This is a genomic window from Micromonospora sp. HM134, assembly GCF_007833915.1.
In the GTDB taxonomy this organism is placed as follows: Bacteria; Actinomycetota; Actinomycetes; order Mycobacteriales; family Micromonosporaceae; genus Micromonospora; species Micromonospora wenchangensis.
Genome location: NZ_CP041061.1, coordinates 758,811 through 774,932 on the forward strand (window position 1 = coordinate 758,811; position 16,122 = coordinate 774,932).

15 protein-coding genes are annotated in these 16,122 nt (G+C 68.9%); 12 read left to right on the forward strand and 3 right to left on the reverse strand.

The genetic code is table 11. The features are described 5' to 3' along the window. Positions 1 to 109: 109 nt before the first annotated feature. Both FJK98_RS03810 and FJK98_RS33060 read left to right on the forward strand, forming a co-directional pair. Complete coding sequence (locus FJK98_RS03810) at positions 110 to 1,051, forward strand: aromatase/cyclase (protein WP_145917781.1); 942 nt, start codon at positions 110 to 112, stop codon at positions 1,049 to 1,051. 48 nt (positions 1,052 to 1,099) lie between these two features. Next, positions 1,100 to 2,122 (forward strand): methyltransferase, encoded by a 1,023-nt coding sequence (locus tag FJK98_RS33060; RefSeq protein ID WP_168222378.1) that lies wholly within the window; start codon positions 1,100 to 1,102, stop codon positions 2,120 to 2,122. A gap of 45 nt (positions 2,123 to 2,167) precedes the next feature. Here the strand turns inward: FJK98_RS33060 and FJK98_RS33065 are convergent, their stop codons facing one another. Beyond that, positions 2,168 to 2,884 carry a TetR/AcrR family transcriptional regulator gene (locus FJK98_RS33065; protein WP_205789379.1) on the reverse strand — a complete coding sequence of 239 codons (717 nt, stop codon included), beginning with the start codon at positions 2,882 to 2,884 and terminating at the stop codon, positions 2,168 to 2,170. A 110-nt stretch (positions 2,885 to 2,994) separates the two neighbouring features. On the opposite strand from FJK98_RS33065, the gene FJK98_RS03820 reads away from it, so the two are divergent. From FJK98_RS03820 to FJK98_RS03845, 6 genes are all read left to right on the forward strand, one after another. Beyond that, positions 2,995 to 3,966: an ATP-binding cassette domain-containing protein gene (locus tag FJK98_RS03820; protein ID WP_145917782.1), complete on the forward strand. Its 972-nt coding sequence runs from the start codon at positions 2,995 to 2,997 to the stop codon at positions 3,964 to 3,966. Continuing rightward, on the forward strand, positions 3,963 to 4,748 hold the full coding sequence (locus FJK98_RS03825; RefSeq protein WP_145917783.1) for an ABC transporter permease: 786 nt from the start codon (positions 3,963 to 3,965) through the stop codon (positions 4,746 to 4,748). Before FJK98_RS03820 ends, FJK98_RS03825 begins: the two co-directional genes overlap by 4 nt. Positions 4,749 to 4,831: 83 nt before the next feature. After that, a complete protein-coding gene (locus tag FJK98_RS03830; RefSeq protein WP_145917784.1) occupies positions 4,832 to 6,307 on the forward strand; it encodes an FAD-dependent oxidoreductase in 1,476 nt (491 codons plus the stop codon). A gap of 261 nt (positions 6,308 to 6,568) precedes the next feature. Further along, the gene (locus FJK98_RS03835) at positions 6,569 to 7,771 is read left to right on the forward strand and encodes a cytochrome P450 (RefSeq protein ID WP_145917785.1); all 1,203 of its coding nucleotides are present in this window, start codon (positions 6,569 to 6,571) and stop codon (positions 7,769 to 7,771) included. 26 nt (positions 7,772 to 7,797) lie between these two features. After that, a complete protein-coding gene (locus FJK98_RS03840; RefSeq protein WP_145917786.1) occupies positions 7,798 to 9,099 on the forward strand; it encodes a beta-ketoacyl synthase in 1,302 nt (433 codons plus the stop codon). Beyond that, positions 9,092 to 10,324, forward strand: coding sequence for a ketosynthase chain-length factor (locus FJK98_RS03845; protein ID WP_240762596.1), 1,233 nt, complete (start codon positions 9,092 to 9,094; stop codon positions 10,322 to 10,324). The genes FJK98_RS03840 and FJK98_RS03845 overlap by 8 nt, the downstream gene beginning before the upstream one ends. An 81-nt stretch (positions 10,325 to 10,405) precedes the next feature. On the opposite strand, the gene FJK98_RS03850 is transcribed toward FJK98_RS03845, so the two are convergent. Then, positions 10,406 to 11,410 carry a ketoacyl-ACP synthase III family protein gene (locus FJK98_RS03850; RefSeq protein ID WP_145917787.1) on the reverse strand — a complete coding sequence of 335 codons (1,005 nt, stop codon included), beginning with the start codon at positions 11,408 to 11,410 and terminating at the stop codon, positions 10,406 to 10,408. Positions 11,411 to 11,654: 244 nt separating this feature from the next. Here FJK98_RS03850 and FJK98_RS03855 point away from each other — a divergent pair, with 244 nt between their 5' ends. The 4 genes from FJK98_RS03855 to FJK98_RS03870 all read left to right on the forward strand — a co-directional run bounded on the left by FJK98_RS03855 (position 11,655) and on the right by FJK98_RS03870 (position 15,016). Next, a complete protein-coding gene (locus tag FJK98_RS03855) occupies positions 11,655 to 11,888 on the forward strand; it encodes an acyl carrier protein (protein ID WP_205789381.1) in 234 nt (77 codons plus the stop codon). A gap of 173 nt (positions 11,889 to 12,061) precedes the next feature. Continuing rightward, positions 12,062 to 12,871 (forward strand): class I SAM-dependent methyltransferase, encoded by an 810-nt coding sequence (locus FJK98_RS03860; RefSeq protein WP_145917788.1) that lies wholly within the window; start codon positions 12,062 to 12,064, stop codon positions 12,869 to 12,871. A 573-nt stretch (positions 12,872 to 13,444) separates the two neighbouring features. Next, positions 13,445 to 14,038 carry a response regulator transcription factor gene (locus tag FJK98_RS03865; protein WP_205789382.1) on the forward strand — a complete coding sequence of 198 codons (594 nt, stop codon included), beginning with the start codon at positions 13,445 to 13,447 and terminating at the stop codon, positions 14,036 to 14,038. A gap of 258 nt (positions 14,039 to 14,296) precedes the next feature. Continuing rightward, a complete protein-coding gene (locus FJK98_RS03870) occupies positions 14,297 to 15,016 on the forward strand; it encodes an SDR family oxidoreductase (RefSeq protein ID WP_205789384.1) in 720 nt (239 codons plus the stop codon). A gap of 100 nt (positions 15,017 to 15,116) precedes the next feature. Here FJK98_RS03870 and FJK98_RS03875 read toward each other — a convergent pair whose 3' ends face one another. Continuing rightward, entirely contained in the window at positions 15,117 to 15,926 is an 810-nt protein-coding gene (locus tag FJK98_RS03875; RefSeq protein ID WP_205789386.1) for an AfsR/SARP family transcriptional regulator, read from the reverse strand. Positions 15,927 to 16,122 lie beyond the last annotated feature (196 nt).

Here is a 16,122-nt window from a genome sequence, read left to right on the forward strand (position 1 = left end):
GAATCGACTTCTGGTCAACTCGACGGGTCCTCGAATCCCGGTCGAGCGGCGACGGACACCGTTGAGCTGATCGATCCGGACCCCTACGACGCTTGTGAGGTGTCTCGCCGTGTCAGACAACCAGCAGGAGATCGACTCTCGCGTGATTGTCGACGTCGCCCGTGAAACGGCATTCGACCTTGTCGCCGATGTCGGACGCTGGCCGCAGTTCCACCCGTCGGCGGTGCACGCGGAAGTGCTCCACAGCAACGACAAGGGCGACCTGATCCAGTACTGGGCGCTGGTCAGCGACTCCGCCGTCCGCACCTGGCGGGCGGTACGCCGAGTCGACCGGCCGGGACACCGCATCACGCTCACGCACCTGGACGCGGAGTCCCCCGCCAGCGGGATCCGCGCCGAATGGGTGTTCACCGAACTGGCACCGCATCGCACCGAGGTCGTGCTGCGCCACCACATCGACGCGCAGGCCGAGGCCGATCTCGGCCCGCTCCTAGAGCAGATCACCAAGGACAGTGGTGAACAACTCGACACCCTGCGCGACACGGCGGCGCGGCTCACCGAGCTGGACGAACTGGTCGTGTCCTTCACCGATCCGTTGTTCGTCGCCGGTGCCGTCGAGGACGCGTACGACTATCTCTACCGGGCGGATCTGTGGCCCGAGCGCATCCCGCACGTCGTGGGACTCACCCTCACCGAGGAGGTCCCGGACGTCCAGTTCTTCGACATGGAGACGAAGGGCCCGGACGGCAGCACGCACACCGTCCGCTCGGTGCGGATCTGCCTGCCGCCGAAGCTCATCGTCTACAAGCAGATCTCGCTGCCTGCGATGCTCGACGCGCACACCGGCCACTGGAAGTTCACCGAGGTCCCCGAGGGCGTCATCGCCGAGGCCCGGCACACCAGCACGATCAAACCTTCGGCGCTGTCACTGCTCGGCGCGGGGACGACGATCGGTCACGCGCGCCGGTACCTGCGGCGGCTGCTGAGCGGCAACAGCATGAGCAACCTGACTCTCGCCAAGGCGTTCGCGGAGGGACGCGCCGGCTTCTGAAGCGGTCGCTCGTACGTGTCAACAGACAACCGTGTGTCGGGAGGGCCAATGGCCGAGAAGGTGACCGCCAGAGGCGGAGGAATATGGGCAGCGGCCGATCTGCTGACCCCGATGGCGATCCGGGTGGCCGCGACCCTGCGGCTGGCCGACCACATAGTCGCCGGCCTGCGGACGACCGAGGCGCTCGCCGAGGCGGTGCGAGCCGACCGGGATGTCCTGCGGCGGCTGCTGGACCACCTGTCGGTCGCCGGAGTGCTGTCGAGTACGGCGACCGGTGTCTACGACGTGACCGAGATGGGTCGGTACCTGTGTGACGGGCACCCCGAGGAGATGCGGTCCGTGCTCGATGTCGAGGGGGCCATCGGTCACGCCGAGCTGAGCCTCGTCCACCTGCTGCACACGGTCCGCACCGGCGAGCCCACCTTCCCCCAGCAGTACGGGCAGACGTTCTGGGACGACCTGTCGGTCAACGACGAGCGTGCCGAGTCGTTCGACGCGCAGATGGGCGCCAGGCTGGCGACCCACGCGCCGGCCGTCGCCGCAGGATACGACTGGGGCAGACTTCGTCGTCTCGTTGATGTCGGTGGCGGGGACGGCAGCATGTTGATGACCATCCTGCAGGCCCACCCGGGGCTCAGTGGGACAGTCGTCGATCTGCCCGGAGCCGCGCGTCGGGCCGCCAAGGCGATCGCCGCCGCTGGGCTCGACCATCGGGCCGACGTCGTGGCGGGCAGCTTCTTCGACGAGCTTCCGGCCGGCGCGGACGGCTATCTGCTGTCCAGCATCCTGCACAACTGGAACGACGAGGCGGCTGCCCGGATCGTGCGCCGGTGCGCCGAGGCGGCATCCTCTGCCGGCAGCGTGTTCGTGGTGGACTACTTCACCGGGCAGAACGAGCTGACGGCGGGCGATCTGCGCATGCTCTGCTACTTCGGCGGCAGACAGCACACCCTTGAGCAGTTGGGCGAGCTGGCGGCACCCACGGGCCTGGAGATCATCTCTGTTCTGCCGGCCGGCCGGATGTCGATCGTGGAGCTCCGGGCGGGGTCGTCGAACGCTCATGCCCGGTGACCCGCCCGCCGCGGTCATGCACCGTGCGACACCGGACGGGCTTCGTCAACCCTCGGCGGACGTCGAGTACCGGACCTCGATGCCACCCAGGATGATCGCCAATCCGGTCTCGAACTGTTCGTCGGCCTCGGCGATCTCCGTCGACTCGGTCATCCGGCTCAGATAGGGGAACTGGCCGGTCGCGAGCAGGGACACCAGATACGGCTTCATGCGCATCCGCCACCCGTGACGGTCGACGCCGGACTGGTGGGTGTTCGCCCGATCGGTCAGCTCGGCCTGGACGGTGCCGCTGACCCACGAGTAGATCAGGTTCATCACGTCGGTCGAGTCTTCGATGTTCAGACCGCAGCCGGCGAGAACACCGAGATCACGTTCCATGCCGCGCAGAAAGTTGGGGCCGATGATCGGGCGGGTGGCGAGGAGTGGGGCCAGCCAGGGGTGTCGCAGGAAGGTCTTCCGCCTGCGGCGGGCCAGCACGGTCAGGTCGGCGCGGAGGTCGCCGGTCGGCTCCTGCGGCTCGAAGATGGCCGCCTCGTCGATCATCACCGCCCACAGGTCTTCCCTGGTGGGAAGGTATCGATAGAGGGTCATCGCGCCGGTGCCGAGCTTCTTCGCGATGTTCCGCATCGAGGCGGCTTCCAGGCCTTCGGCATCCGCGATCGAGATCGCCACCATGGCGATCTCCTCACGGCTGTGCGACGGAGCCGGGCCACGCGTCGGTTTCTCCGGTCGCATCCAGACAATGGGTTTGGGGTCCGACACGGCACAAGGGTACGCGTGATCGTCGGCAGCCGCGTCATTGCCAGTTGCGTACGTCGTACCCAGTAGCTACTTTTATCCGCGTACGCCGTACTCGGTAGGGGAGAGGGGCCATGGAGGAAGCGATCATCCACACACAGGACCTCCGCAAGCGGTACGGGGATGTCGAGGCGCTGACCGGGCTCGACCTGGCGATCCCGCCGAACATGGTCTACGGCCTGCTCGGCCCGAACGGCGCCGGCAAGAGCACCTGCGTCCGCATCCTGAGCACACTGACCAGACCCACATCGGGAACGGCCGTGGTCGCGGGATTCGACGTGGCACAGGACCCGGGCAGCGTCCGGAAAGTGATCGGGCTGACCGGTCAGGACACCACGCTCGACGAGAAACTGACCGGCCGGGAGAACCTGCGGATCTTTGGCCGCCTGTCGCGGCTGGGCGTGCGGGGGGCGAGGAAACGCGCGGACGACCTGCTGGAACGATTCGGTCTCGCCGCTGCCGGTGACCGGCTGACCGCCAGTTACTCCGGTGGCATGCGTCGCCGGCTGGACCTGATCGCGAGCCTGTTGCGGGCTCCCGCGGTGCTGTTTCTCGACGAGCCCACCACCGGCCTCGACGTCCGGAGCCGCATGGAGATCTGGCAGACCGTGCGCGAGCTCGTCGTCGACGGCACCACGGTCCTGCTCACCAGCCAGTATCTGGAGGAGGTGGACCAGTTGGCCGCCTCCGTCGGCGTGATCGACCACGGTCACGTGGTGGCCGAAGGCACCCCGGTCGCGCTCAAGTCGCAGATCGGTAGCCACATCGAGGTCGTGGTGCAGTCCGAGGGCCACGTGGCGAATGCCATGGCGGTGCTGGAGCGGCTCACCGGCCGCCGGCCGGAGGCCGACGGATCGCACGTCGTGGTGGCCGCGGTGCATCCGGTGCCGACCCTGCCCCAGATCGTGCGGGAACTCGACAACGCCGGTGCGCTGGTACGCGACGTCGGGGTCCGCGAGCCGAGCCTCGACGACGTGTTCCTCGCCGTGACGGGCAAGCCCGTCAGCCCGGTGCAGCGGGCCGGTGACCTGGAGGCGGTGGCATGACCGTTCTCGCCGACGGCTGGGTGCTGACCCAGCGGAACCTGCTGCGGCTGCGGCACGAGCCCGGAACCCTGATCACCATCATGCTGATGCCGACGGTGTTCGTGCTGCTGTTCGGATTCGTGTTCGGCAGTTCGATCGGCATCACGGGCTCCTCGAACTACCGCGAGTACATGATGCCCGGGCTGTTCGTACTGGGCAGCGGAACCGCGTTGTCCTCGGCGATGGTGGATGTCGCGATGGACCAGGCACGCGGGGCGATGGACCGGCTCCGCTCCCTGCCGACCAACCGGGTGGCCATGCCGCTCGGGCAGAGCGGCGCCGAGGCCTTCATCGGCGCCTACGGCCTGGCGGTCATGATGCTGACCGGGTTGATCGTCGGCTGGAGGGCGCACGACGGCCTCGCGAAGGCGTTGCTCGCCATCGGCCTGCTGCTGCTGTTCCGATACACCCTGGCGTGGGTCGGCACCTATCTGGGACTGGCGATCCGTTCCGCAACGACGGCGGCGGCACTGGCGCCGCTGACGCTGCCGCTCACCATGGTTTCCAACGCGTTCGTACCCACCGCCAGGATGCCGGACTGGCTCCGGCTGATCTGTGAGTGGAACCCGCTCAGCGCACTGGCGACGGCGACCCGGACGTTGTTCGGCAATCCCGTTGCCGTGGATCCGGGTGCCGCGTGGCCACTGCACCATCCGGTCATCGCGAGCCTGCTGTGGGCCGGACTGCTGTTGGCGATCTTTGTGCCGCTCTCGGCGTTCCGTTTCGCCCGAGCGGGCCTGTAGACCAGTCGTCGGGTGCTGCCGACGCACGAAGTTAGCCCCACCAGTGGGATCAACGGACCGGTCCAATCGAAGAAGGGGACGTCATGCGTGTCACTATTGTCGGGGGCGGCACCGTCGGGCTCTGCACCGCGGTCTTTCTCGCCCGCCAGGGGGTCTCGGTCCACGTTCTGGAGCGCCGGGGCGAGGTCAACGACCATCCGAGGGCGTTCGGCCTCACCGACCGGTCGGCGGAGATCCTGCGGGAGGCCGGCTTCGAGCTGAACACGGCGGAATTCGCCCGGGGCCTGATGTCGGGGCCCAGCCTGGCCGCCCTCACCACCGTCACCACCAAGTTCGAGCGACCGGAGATCGGCCCGGCGAAGCTGGGCAGTTGTCCGCAGGACCTGGTCGACCGGGCCGCCGTGACGCTGCTGCGCGACCTGGGCAGCCAGGTGGACTTCGACAGCGAGGTGGTCGCTGTCACGCCGGACGCCGAGGTCACCACCGCGGACGGCCGGGTGATCACGGGAGACTACGTCATCGGCGCCGACGGCATCCGCAGCAAGGTCCGGGAGCTGCTCGGCATCGGCGTCACCGGCCCGGGAGCGATCAGCAAGTCGCACATGCTCAACGTGTTGTTCCGCGCCGACCTGCCTGTCCCGCCACTGTCCATGACGTTCCTGCGCAACGAGCGGGCGTCCGGGATCCTGTACCGGGTCGACGAACACGGCCGGTGGATCTTCCACATCCCCAACGGCGACCCCAAGACCCCCGCCGAGCAGATCCGGCAGCAGATCAGGGATGCGACCGGTGTGCCCGACATCGAGCCGGAGATCATCAGCCAGTTGCCGTGGTCGTCGACGGCGCATGTGGCCGACGTGTTCCGGCAGGGCAGGTACTTCCTCGTCGGGGATGCGGCCCACGCGGTGCCGCCGGTCGGTGGCTTCGGCCTCAACATGGGTATCGCCGACGGCCACAACCTGGCATGGAAGATGGCCGCCGGAGGCGACGCCCTGCTTGACACCTACGAAGCCGAGCGTCGGCCGGTCGCGCTCTTCAGCATGCGGCAGAGCGTGATCCGCTCGGAGAACCACAATCTGCACTGGAACAATGATCCGGCCCTGGCCGCCGAGCGTGCCGCCGTCGGTATGGCGGGGATCATGATCCCCGTGGTCGGCTATCGGTACGACTCCGCCGCGGTGATCGACCCGGAACCGTTGACGGACATGGAGAATCTCGTCCTCGACGGCGCTCCGGGCAGCCGCCTGCCACACATCTGGCTGCCCGACGGCCGGTCCACGGTCGATCTGGTGAACGGCTTCACCCTGCTGACCGGGACGGCGGCCGGCCACTGGCTCGACGCCGCATCGAAGCTGGGCATCACGGCCCACGCGGTCGAGGGGTGGGCCGCAGCCGCCTCCATCAAGGAGGACGGCGCCGTGCTGATCCGGCCCGACGGGTTCGTCGGCTGGCGCACGGTGACCACCCGGGCAGCCGACTCCAGCGAACAGCAGCTGCGGGAGGCGCGCGACCGGATCCTGTGCCGGCCGGTTCCGAGCGACATCGCCCAGGGAGTCTGACCCCCGCAGCGCTCCCGGCACCTCGGACCCGGCCCGCGGCCGGCACCGGCCCAGCCGGTGCCGGCCGCATGCTGTCCGGCAGCGGGACGACCGCGGGCGACGGTCCCCTGGTTCTAACCGGACACGAACTCCTCTCGAACCGGCGACGCCAAGCTGAGCGCACTACATCGTCTTCCTGGCTGTCCGCGTGCCCCTCCGGCATCGCACGGCGGGCCGGACCGTCGCGGTGACGGACTGAGCAGGAAGCAGAGGGGACAAGTCATGGACTTCGGCGCGGATCCCTATCCCGAGTACGCAAAACTGCGCGCGGACGAGCCGGTCCGGCCTGTTCTGGAGGGCAAGGGCCTGTACGGATTGCTGGTCACCCGGTACGAGGACGTACGGATGCTGCTCGGCGATCCCCGGATGAGCAAGGACCCACGCAACGCGCCACTCGACTGGCAGGAAGCGGGCAGGGGACGTCCGTTGGAGGACCGGACCGGGCTGGGCACCCACCTGCTCACCACCGACGCTCCCGAGCACACGCGACTGCGCCGGTTGGTCTCGACCGCGTTCACCGCTCGCCGCGTCGAGGGTCTGCGGGGCCAGGTGCAGCAGATCGTCGACGGGCTGCTCGACGAGATCGAGCCACGCGGCCGGGTCGACCTGGTCACCGAGTTCGCGTTTCCCATGGCGATCACGGTGATCTGCGCCCTGCTGGGCGTGCCGGTGGCGGACCAGCAGATGTTCCGCCAGTGGACCAAGGATTTCCGCAAGTGGACGAACGACAAGGACACCGCTGCGACCGACGGCGGCAACGCGCGTCCGGTCGGACTGCGCGACCTCCTCGGGTACCTCACCGAACTCGTCGAGAAGCGCCGCAGTGAGCCGGCCGACGGTCTGGTCGACGCGCTGATCGCTGCCCAGGACGACGGCGACCGGCTGAACGAGACCGAGTTGCTGTCGATGATGTCCCTGCTGCTGATCGGTGGCTTCGAGACGACCGTCAACCTGGTCGGGAACGGCATGCTGGCCCTGCTGCGCAACCCCGACCAGCTGGCGCTGCTGCGGGCGAAGCCGGAACTCGTGGACTCGGCCCTGGAGGAGATGCTCCGGTACGACGGCTCGTTCGAGACGGCGACCTGGCGGTTTCCCCTCGAGCCCATCGAGGTCGCCGGTACCCGCATCGAGAAGGGCTATCCGGTGCTGCTGTCCCTGGCCTCGGCGAACCGGGACCAGGCGAAGTTCGCCGGGGCGGACAACTTCGACGTGGCCCGCTCCGACACCGGGCACGTGGCGTTCGGACGCGGCGCGCACTTCTGCCTCGGCGCCCCGCTGGCCAGGCTGGAGGGCCGGATCGCGTTCGACGCGTTGTTGCGCCGGCTGCCCAACCTCGCCCTGGCCGTACCGCCCGAGCAGTTGCGGTGGCAGCGCAGCCTCACGATCCGGGGACTCGAATCACTGCCCGTGACCTTCGATGCCTGACCTCCGACATCAGGAAAGAGGCTCCCATGCCACATGCTGTGCGCGCGAACGGTGAGCGTACGACGAACCGACGGGTCGCCATCACCGGCATGGGCGTTCGTGCCCCGGGCGGCGGGAACAACAAGGAGTTCTGGCAGCTGATCTCGTCCGGCACGTCGGCCGTCCGTACCATCTCGCTGTTCGACCCGTCCGGGTTCCGCTCCCGGATCGCGGGCGAGTGCGACTTCGACCCGGTGGCGGAGGGGTTGTCCGCGAAGGAGATCCGCCGGCTGGACCGCAGTGCGCAACTCGCCGTCGCCGCGACCCGGGAAGCGATCGCGGACGCCGACCTCGACGTCGGGACGATCGACCCGTACCGCACCGGAACCTCGATCGGCAGCGCCATCGGCGGCACGATGAGCCTGGACCGCGAGTACAACGTGATGTCCGACGGTGGCCGCGAGTGGCTTCTCGACCACGGGTACGCGATACCGCACCTGTTCAACTATCTCGTCCCGACCTCGATCGCTGCCGACGTGGCCCGTGAGGCCGGTGCCTGCGGTCCGGTCGCGCTGGTCTCCACGGGATGCACGGCGGGCATCGAGTCGGTGTCCCACGCGGCGCAACTGATCCGGGAGGGCGCGGCCGACGTGATGCTGGCCGGTGGCACGGACGCGCCCATCTCCCCGGTGTGTGTCGCCTCCTTCGATGCGATCAAGGCGACTACCCCGCGCAACGACGATCCCGCCACCGCGTCCCGGCCGTTCGACCGGACCCGCAACGGGTTCGTGCTTGCCGAGGGCTGCGCGATCCTGGTGCTGGAGGAGTGGGAGCACGCCACCGCGCGCGGCGCACACATCTACGCGGAGATCGCCGGCTGGGGTGTGCGGTCGAACGGGTTCCACATGACCGGGCTCCGGCCCGAGGGCACCGAGATGGCCGAGGCCATCGACGTGGCGCTGCGGATGGCCCGTCGCACTCCTGACCAGGTCGACTACGTGAACGCGCATGGCTCCAGCACGAAGCAGAACGACCGGCACGAGACCGACGCGTTCAAACGCAGCCTGGGCGACCACGTGTACCGGACCCCGGTGAGTTCGATCAAGTCGATGATCGGCCACTCGCTGGGCGCCATCGGGTCGGTCGAGATCGCCGTGTGCGCGATGGCCATCGAGACCGGGCTGATCCCGCCGACGGCCAACCTGCACGAGCCGGACCCGGAGCTGGGCCTCGACTACGTCCCGTTGCGAGCACGGCCGGCGGATCTGCGGACGGTGCTGAAGGTGGGCAGCGGGTTCGGCGGCTTCCAGAGCGCGATGGTGCTGACGAAGGCGGACGTCGGTGAGTGAGACGAGCCCGCTGCCGGAGCGCAGCCGCGCGGTGATCACCGGTATCGGCGTGGTCGCGCCGAACGGATTCGACACCGACGAGTACTGGGACGCCCTGCTGCACGGGCGGAGCGGCATCGAACGGGTGACCCGGTTCGATCCGGCGCAGTACCCGGTCCAGCTGGCGGGCGAAGTGGCCGGCTACGACGTGCGCGAGCACATCCCCGGGCGGCTCGTGCCGCAGACCGACCAGGCCACCCGGCTGGCGTTGATCGCGGCGGACGGCGCGATCAGCGACTCGGCCCTCGACCTGGCCGCCGTACGGGCCGACCGGGTCGGCATCGTCACCGGCATCTCCGCCGGTGGCCTCGAATTCAGCCAACGGGAGCTGGCGAAACTGTGGAACCTCGGCAGCGAGCACGTGAGCGCCTATCTCTCGTTCTCCTGGTTCTACGCGGTGAACACGGGACAACTCTCCATCCGGCACCGGATGCTCGGCTCCGGCGGCGTCCTGACCGGGCAGACGGCGGGGTTGGACTCCATCGCCCAGGCCCGCCGGTACGTGGCCGACGGCATGTCCGTCGTGATGTGCGGCGCGGCCGAGAGCACGCTGTGCCCGCTGGGCTGGGTGATCGAGCTGACCACCGGCCGGATGAGCACGGCGATCGATCCGGCACGGGCCTACCTGCCGTTCGACGCCGCCGCATCGGGCTATCTGCTCGGTGAGGGGGGTGCCATGCTCCTCGTCGAGGAGGCCGGGCACGCCGCTGCCCGGGGTGCCCGGTCCTACGGCGAGATCGCCGGGTACGCCACCACCTTCGACCCTGATCCCGCGTCCGGACGAGAACCAGGACTGCGTCGGGCCATCGAGCTGGCGCTGTCGGACGCCGACATGAGCCCGGCCGACGTCGACGTGGTGTTCGCGGACGCGGCAGGCGTGGCCGACCTCGACCGTGCCGAGGCCGCCGCCGTCACCGGCGTGTTCGGTCCCCGGGCGGTTCCGGTCACCGCGCCCAAGACGATGACCGGCCGGTTGTATTCCGGGAGCCCGGCGCTCGACGTGGCCACCGCGTCGCTGAGCATCCGGCACGGCGTCATCCCACCCACGATCAACGTGACCGAACCGGTCGGGTCCGATCAACTCGACCTGGTGGTCGGGCAGCCGAGGGAGACGACGGTGACCAGTGCCGTGGTGCTGGCCCGAGGCGGGGGCATCAACTCCGTCATGGTGCTGACCGCACCCTGAGGGTGTCCCCTTCCGGATCCGGTCCCGGGTCCGGAAGGGGACGGGCCGCGGTCCGGCCCGCTCTGTCCGACGTCGTCTCGCTCACGGCCGGGCGACGATTTCCACGACCCCGGCGGTCCAGGTGAAGCCGACACCGACGCCGGCCAGCATGCAGGTCTGGCCGGGCTCGAGAACACCTTCGGCGACGAGGTGGGCCAGCCCGGCGAACTGGTCGCCCGCGCCCAGGTGTCCGACCCGCCGGCCCCAGGACCAGGTGGAGCGCTGCGGGTCGATGCCGAACGGCCCGAAGTACTGCGCTCGCATCCGGGTCCGGCCCAGGTTCGGCAGCAGGAACCAGTCGATGTCGCCGAACTTCACGTCCGCCTGCGCGCAGGCCCGGTCGAAGGCATCACGCTGACCCGCCGCGATGCGGTTGAGCAGGCCCTCCACCCCGAACTCGCGCGCCAGCGAGTCGTTGCTCAGGTCGACCGGCGACCGGTCGGCCAGCGGCGCGTCGCTGAACCGGTCCCCCCGGCTACCGTGCTCCAGGCCGCTGTCGGACACCGAGTCGAGCCCGCGGAGCCTGGCGAACCCGGTACGGGTGGACAGCACCACAGCGGTGGCGCCGTCACCGCAGACGGTCCCCGGATCGCTGTGCCACCGGTCGAAGCCGGGCAGGGAGAACCGGTCGGCCGTGGTGATCAGGGCAGCCGTCCGACCACCGGCCCCCAGGTATCCGGCCGCCAGTTGGAGAGCCATCATGCCGCCGTTGGACATCTGGCGTACCTCGACGGCCGGATACGAACCGCCGCCGCAGTGCCGCTGGATGTAGGACGCCGACGGCCACATGTCGTGACCCTGGTGGTACGCGCAGGCGTGCAGCAGCAGTTGGAGATCCTCCGGCCCCACCCCGGCCCGGTGGAGGGCATCCCGCGCGGCCAGCACGGCCATCTCCGGTGCGGACCTGTCCGTCGAGACACAGACCGACTCGATGCCGGTGTTCCACACCCGGGCCCGGTCGGCGAGGCCGGCCAGTTCCGCCTCGTCGAGCGTCATGCGCCCTGGCAGCCACGAACTCGCGGCGGCGATGTAGAGCTCGTCGCTCATCGTCGTCCTCCTCCGGATCGGATCAGTTGCCCGTATCCGACGAGGATCGTCATGGCCGGCCCAGGCTCGATCGAGGCCCAGGCGAAGCCCTGCCGGTCTGCCTGCGGTGTCGACGGGTGTCCGTCGGGGCCGAACGTGCCCGCCGTCGATCGGAACTCGACCCGGTGTCTAAGTCCTCCGGCGATGTTGATTGCCACAGCATGAGCCGAAGGGGGCAATGATGGTGGCGTTCACCCAGGCGGACTTGGTCGAGTACTTGCGGCGGGCGGCGGGCGACGACGACGGGCTCGACCTGGACGGCGACATCGCCGAGACCACGCTCGCCGATCTCGGCTACGACTCGATCTCGATCGTCGAGATGACGCTCCTGATCGAGCGTGAGCTCAAGATCAGCCTGCCGGAGGACCGGGCCAACAAGGACACGACGCCCAGGGAGTTCGTCGAGCTGGTCAACGAGTTGCTGCCCGCGTCGATCTAGAGCGCTGCCGGTGCGTCACGACAGCGTCGGGGTGGCGTCCGGGTTCCGCGTCGTGCGTGGGCCGGGCGGTCCGCGCGGCGGGGCCGAAGCCGCGACCCGGCGCGGGCCGTCACGAGCCACCGGGCGCGCCGTAGCCGTGGGCCCGGTCGCGAACGAACCCGTAGGGAGAAGCTATGTACCGCACGGATCACGAGCAACGTTTCGACAACGACTCGGTGGCAGCTCCCGAGCAGCTGAGCCTGCTCGCCGAGATCCTCAACCGGGAGACGTTCTCCATCCTGGGCGAGGTGGTGGGGGTGGGCCACGGATGGCGCTGCTGGGAGGTGGGTGCCGGGGACGGCTCCGTCGCCCGCTGGCTGGCCGCCCGGGTGGGAACATCCGGACACGTGGTCGCCAGTGACCTCAAGCCCCAGCACGTGCCCCGCCATCCACGTATCGAGGCGATCAGTCACGACCTCACCAGGGACCCGTGGCCGGAGCCGAAGTTCGACCTGATCCACGCGCGGTTGGTGCTGATGCACGTCGCCGACAGGGACGCGGTCGCGACGAGGCTGGCCACGCAGCTGCGGCCCGGCGGAGCGCTGGTGCTCACCGACTGGTACTGCGGGTGCGCCACCGAGGGACTCTTCGCGTCACCCGTCGACGAGTACACGGCTCGTATCTTCCAGGCCTATCACGATGCCGTGCACAAGCTCGCCGACCAGACCGGCATGGACTTCGGCTGGGCGGCGCGCACGCCGGAGGTGCTGGCGGCCGCCGGCTACGAGGATGTCACCGTACGGGACTATCGGGCGCCGGGACAGGGCGGGTCGCCGACCGCCCGGCTCGCTCGGCTGCACAGCGACATGCTGGAGCCGTTCCTGTTGAGCCAGACCGCTCTGACGGCTGCCGACCTTGACGTGATCAAGGAGAGGCTGCTGGACCCGGCTTTCGAAATGATCACCAATCACACGTACACCACCGTCGTCCGGGTCCCGAAGTGAGAGCGGGACGGGACCGCCCGGATCGTCGGGACTCCGGGCGGATCTGCCGCTGAACGCCCGAGGCGTCGTACGACGCGACGCGTCATGCACCGCGATCCCGGCGAGCGTCGGCGGCACCCCCGGTGGCGGTCGTCGCTCCGGTGCCGTGTCCGGCGTGCCCGGAGGGGAGTGCGGCCCGGCGAGGCGGACGGCGACCCGCATCCCGCTCTCGACCGAGCCTCAGACGATCACCGATCCGGCCCGTCGCTTGCTCCAGTTGATGGGAGATCAATTCAGACTGATAAATTTAAGATTCCACGGCCAAGTGCTGTGCGGCGGCTTCTGCCTGTTCGCGGGCGGTGGGGGCCGGGATGGCCGGTCACCCCCGTTGCCTGCCGCCTTCTCCTTGTCCTATCCCGCCTTGTCAGGATGGCGGGCTACGTCTTACGGTGTTAATACGTCAGCCGGCATGCGGGGGTTTCAATGTCTCGTCTTGTGATGGCAAGTGGGGAACGTCGCTCAAGCCGGGATCAGGTCATGCGGCCCAACAGCAATTCCCAGCTACGTATAGTTCTGATCTTTGATCATGCGCTGTTGCGGGAGCTGGTGCGTGAGGCGCTCGAGGGTGAGCCGGATATAGCGGTGGTCGAGGACACCGCCAGCTGCCCCTCCGGCATCATGACCTGCAAGGTCGAGCAGCCTGACGTCGTGCTGCTGGACGTGCCCAGCAGGTTGGTGGCCGAGGCCGTGCGTGGCATCCGTTCGGCCTCGCCGGCCACCAGGATCCTGCTGGTCAGCCGGCGCGACGATCCCGTGCTCGTGCGCCAGATGCTCGACAGCGGTGTCCGCGGCTTCCTGACCGAGTCGGTGAGCCGGCGCGACCTGGTGGCCAGCATCCGTACGGTCTGCGCCGACGACATCCGGGTCGTGCTGCACGTGTCCGCGGGTGCGCTGACCTCCATAGCCTCGGCGCCGAGCTGCACGAAGGCGCTCACCAAGCGGGAGCTGGAGATCCTCTCCCTGGTGAGCATGGCCATGAGCAACCGGCAGATCTCCCGGCAGCTCGCCATCGCCGAGGGCACGGTGAAGCGCCACCTCGGGATCATCTTCACGAAGCTGGAGGCGCGTTCCCGGCTCGAAGCGGTCAACAAGGCAGTCTCCATCGGGCTCATCGCCGGTGCCGCATAAGCCCCGACCGGCCATGCGGCGCCGGGCCGGGCAATGCCCGAGGTCGCGTACATTAAATTCTCGCTAGTAGCGCATTAGTGGCTGCCAAGAGTCCCGGAAAGGCGGGGCGTCATCGGGTTGTAGCCCTTTGCGGGCGCTGGTCTAATTGCGGTGAGGGGAACATTCGTCTCCTTGTTCCGGGGTGATTTCCGGAAATAGCTGGGCCACACCAACGGAGGTTCACAGACTGTGGTAAGCCTGAATGGCAAGACTGCCCTCGTGACCGGCGCTCGGACCGGCATCGGCTTCGGCATCGCCACCGCGCTGGTCGAGCGGGGCGCGAATGTGGTCATCACCTCACGGAGTGAGGACAAGCTGCGTACGGCGGCCGCCGAGCTGGGCGACGACAGAGCCCTCGGCATCGCGGGCGACGCCCACGATCCCGAGCATCAGCGGGCCGCGGTGGCGGCGGCGATCGAGCGGTTCGGGTCGCTCGACCTCCTGGTGAACAACGTCGGCGGAACGGAGCGGGACGGTCGTCGTCTGGTCGACACCGACGTGGCGGCCTACCGGCGCACCATCGACCTCAACCTGACGACCGCGCTGACCTGGGTGCAGGCGGCCTGGCACGGCTGGCTCGGTGAGCACGGCGGCGCCATCGTCAACATCTCGTCGATCGCCAGCAAGCTCGCCGTTCCCGACGGCACCTCGTACGGGACGGCCAAGGCCGCGGTCAACCACTTCACCCGGCAGATGGCAAACGAACTCGCGCCCGGGGTGCGGGTGAACTGTGTCGAGGCCGGCACCGTGCTCACCGATTTCACCAGGCCGAACGTCGAGGGCCGCGAGGAGAAGGTGGTCGGCTCGGTCCCGCTGAAGCGCATCGGCAAGCCCGCTGACGTCGGTGCCGCCGTGGCCTTCCTGCTCTCCGACGACGCGTCCTGGGTCACCGGGCACACCCTGGTCGTCGACGGCGGCCGGCTGCTCCACAACAGGTAGTACGGGCGCACCTCCCCGTACCCGTAGCAGGGCGTCGGCGCCGGATCGACGACCGCCTCCCCGGCGGTCCGCGGTCCGGCGCTGACGTCCCCCACGCGGCTCACCGGCTGACCGGCTCCGCCCAGGCCCGCTCCAACGCCTCACCGTCCGACCAGGAGTCGCGTCCGGCAAGGATCTCCTGATGCAGCTGTTGCAACACGTCCGACGGTTCGAGGCCGAGTTCGGTCGACAACGTCTTGCGGAGATGCTGGTACGCGACAAGTGACTCGTTGCGTCGGCCACTCGAAGCCAGCGCCTTGATCAGCTGAGCGTGGTACCACTCGTTGAACGGGTTGGTGACCAGGATGGCCTTCAGCTCGCCGACGAGTTCCCGGTGCCGGCCCAGCATCGCGTCGGCCTGGATCCGCAGTTCGACGGTGTGCGTCCGCTGTTCCATGAGATGGACGATGTGCGCCTGGATCGACGGTCCGGGCTTCACGTCGGCGAGCGCGGGTCCCGACCAGAGGGCGAGCGCCTGCCGTAACAACCGCCCCGCCGTGGCCGGGTCGCCGGCGGCGAGCGCGGTGCGCCCCTCCGCGGACAGCCGGAGGAACGCCTCCAGGTCGAGCTGGTCCGGCGCCACCCGGAGGATGTAGCCGGCGCCGGACGTGGCGAGCAGCTGCTCGGGCGTGTCGTCTGGAACTCCGGGTTGGAACTGACGCCGCAGTTGATAGATGTACGTCTGCGCGGTGGGGACGGCGCTCTTGGGCGGCTTGTCACCCCACAGCTCGTCGATGATGGCGTCGAGCATGACGATGCTGTTCGCGCGCAGGAGTAGTTGCGCCAGCACGCGTCGCACCATCGGCGCGGTCGGCGTGCAGTCGCCCCGCTCGTTGGTGACGGTGAGTCGGCCGAGTACCTGAAATCGCATCACGGACAAACGCCTCCACATGACAATTGGCGGAACGGCCTCGAACCAGACTCTGCCGACCCCCGTGAGCGTCGAGCAATGCTTCGACGCGAAGGTCCCATGTGGATGACCACTTCGGGTCGCGCCGAGTGCAACTTTCTGCGCATTGCCATGGACGCCGACACTGCGTACGGCGCTATCCAGTAAGTCCCCTGAA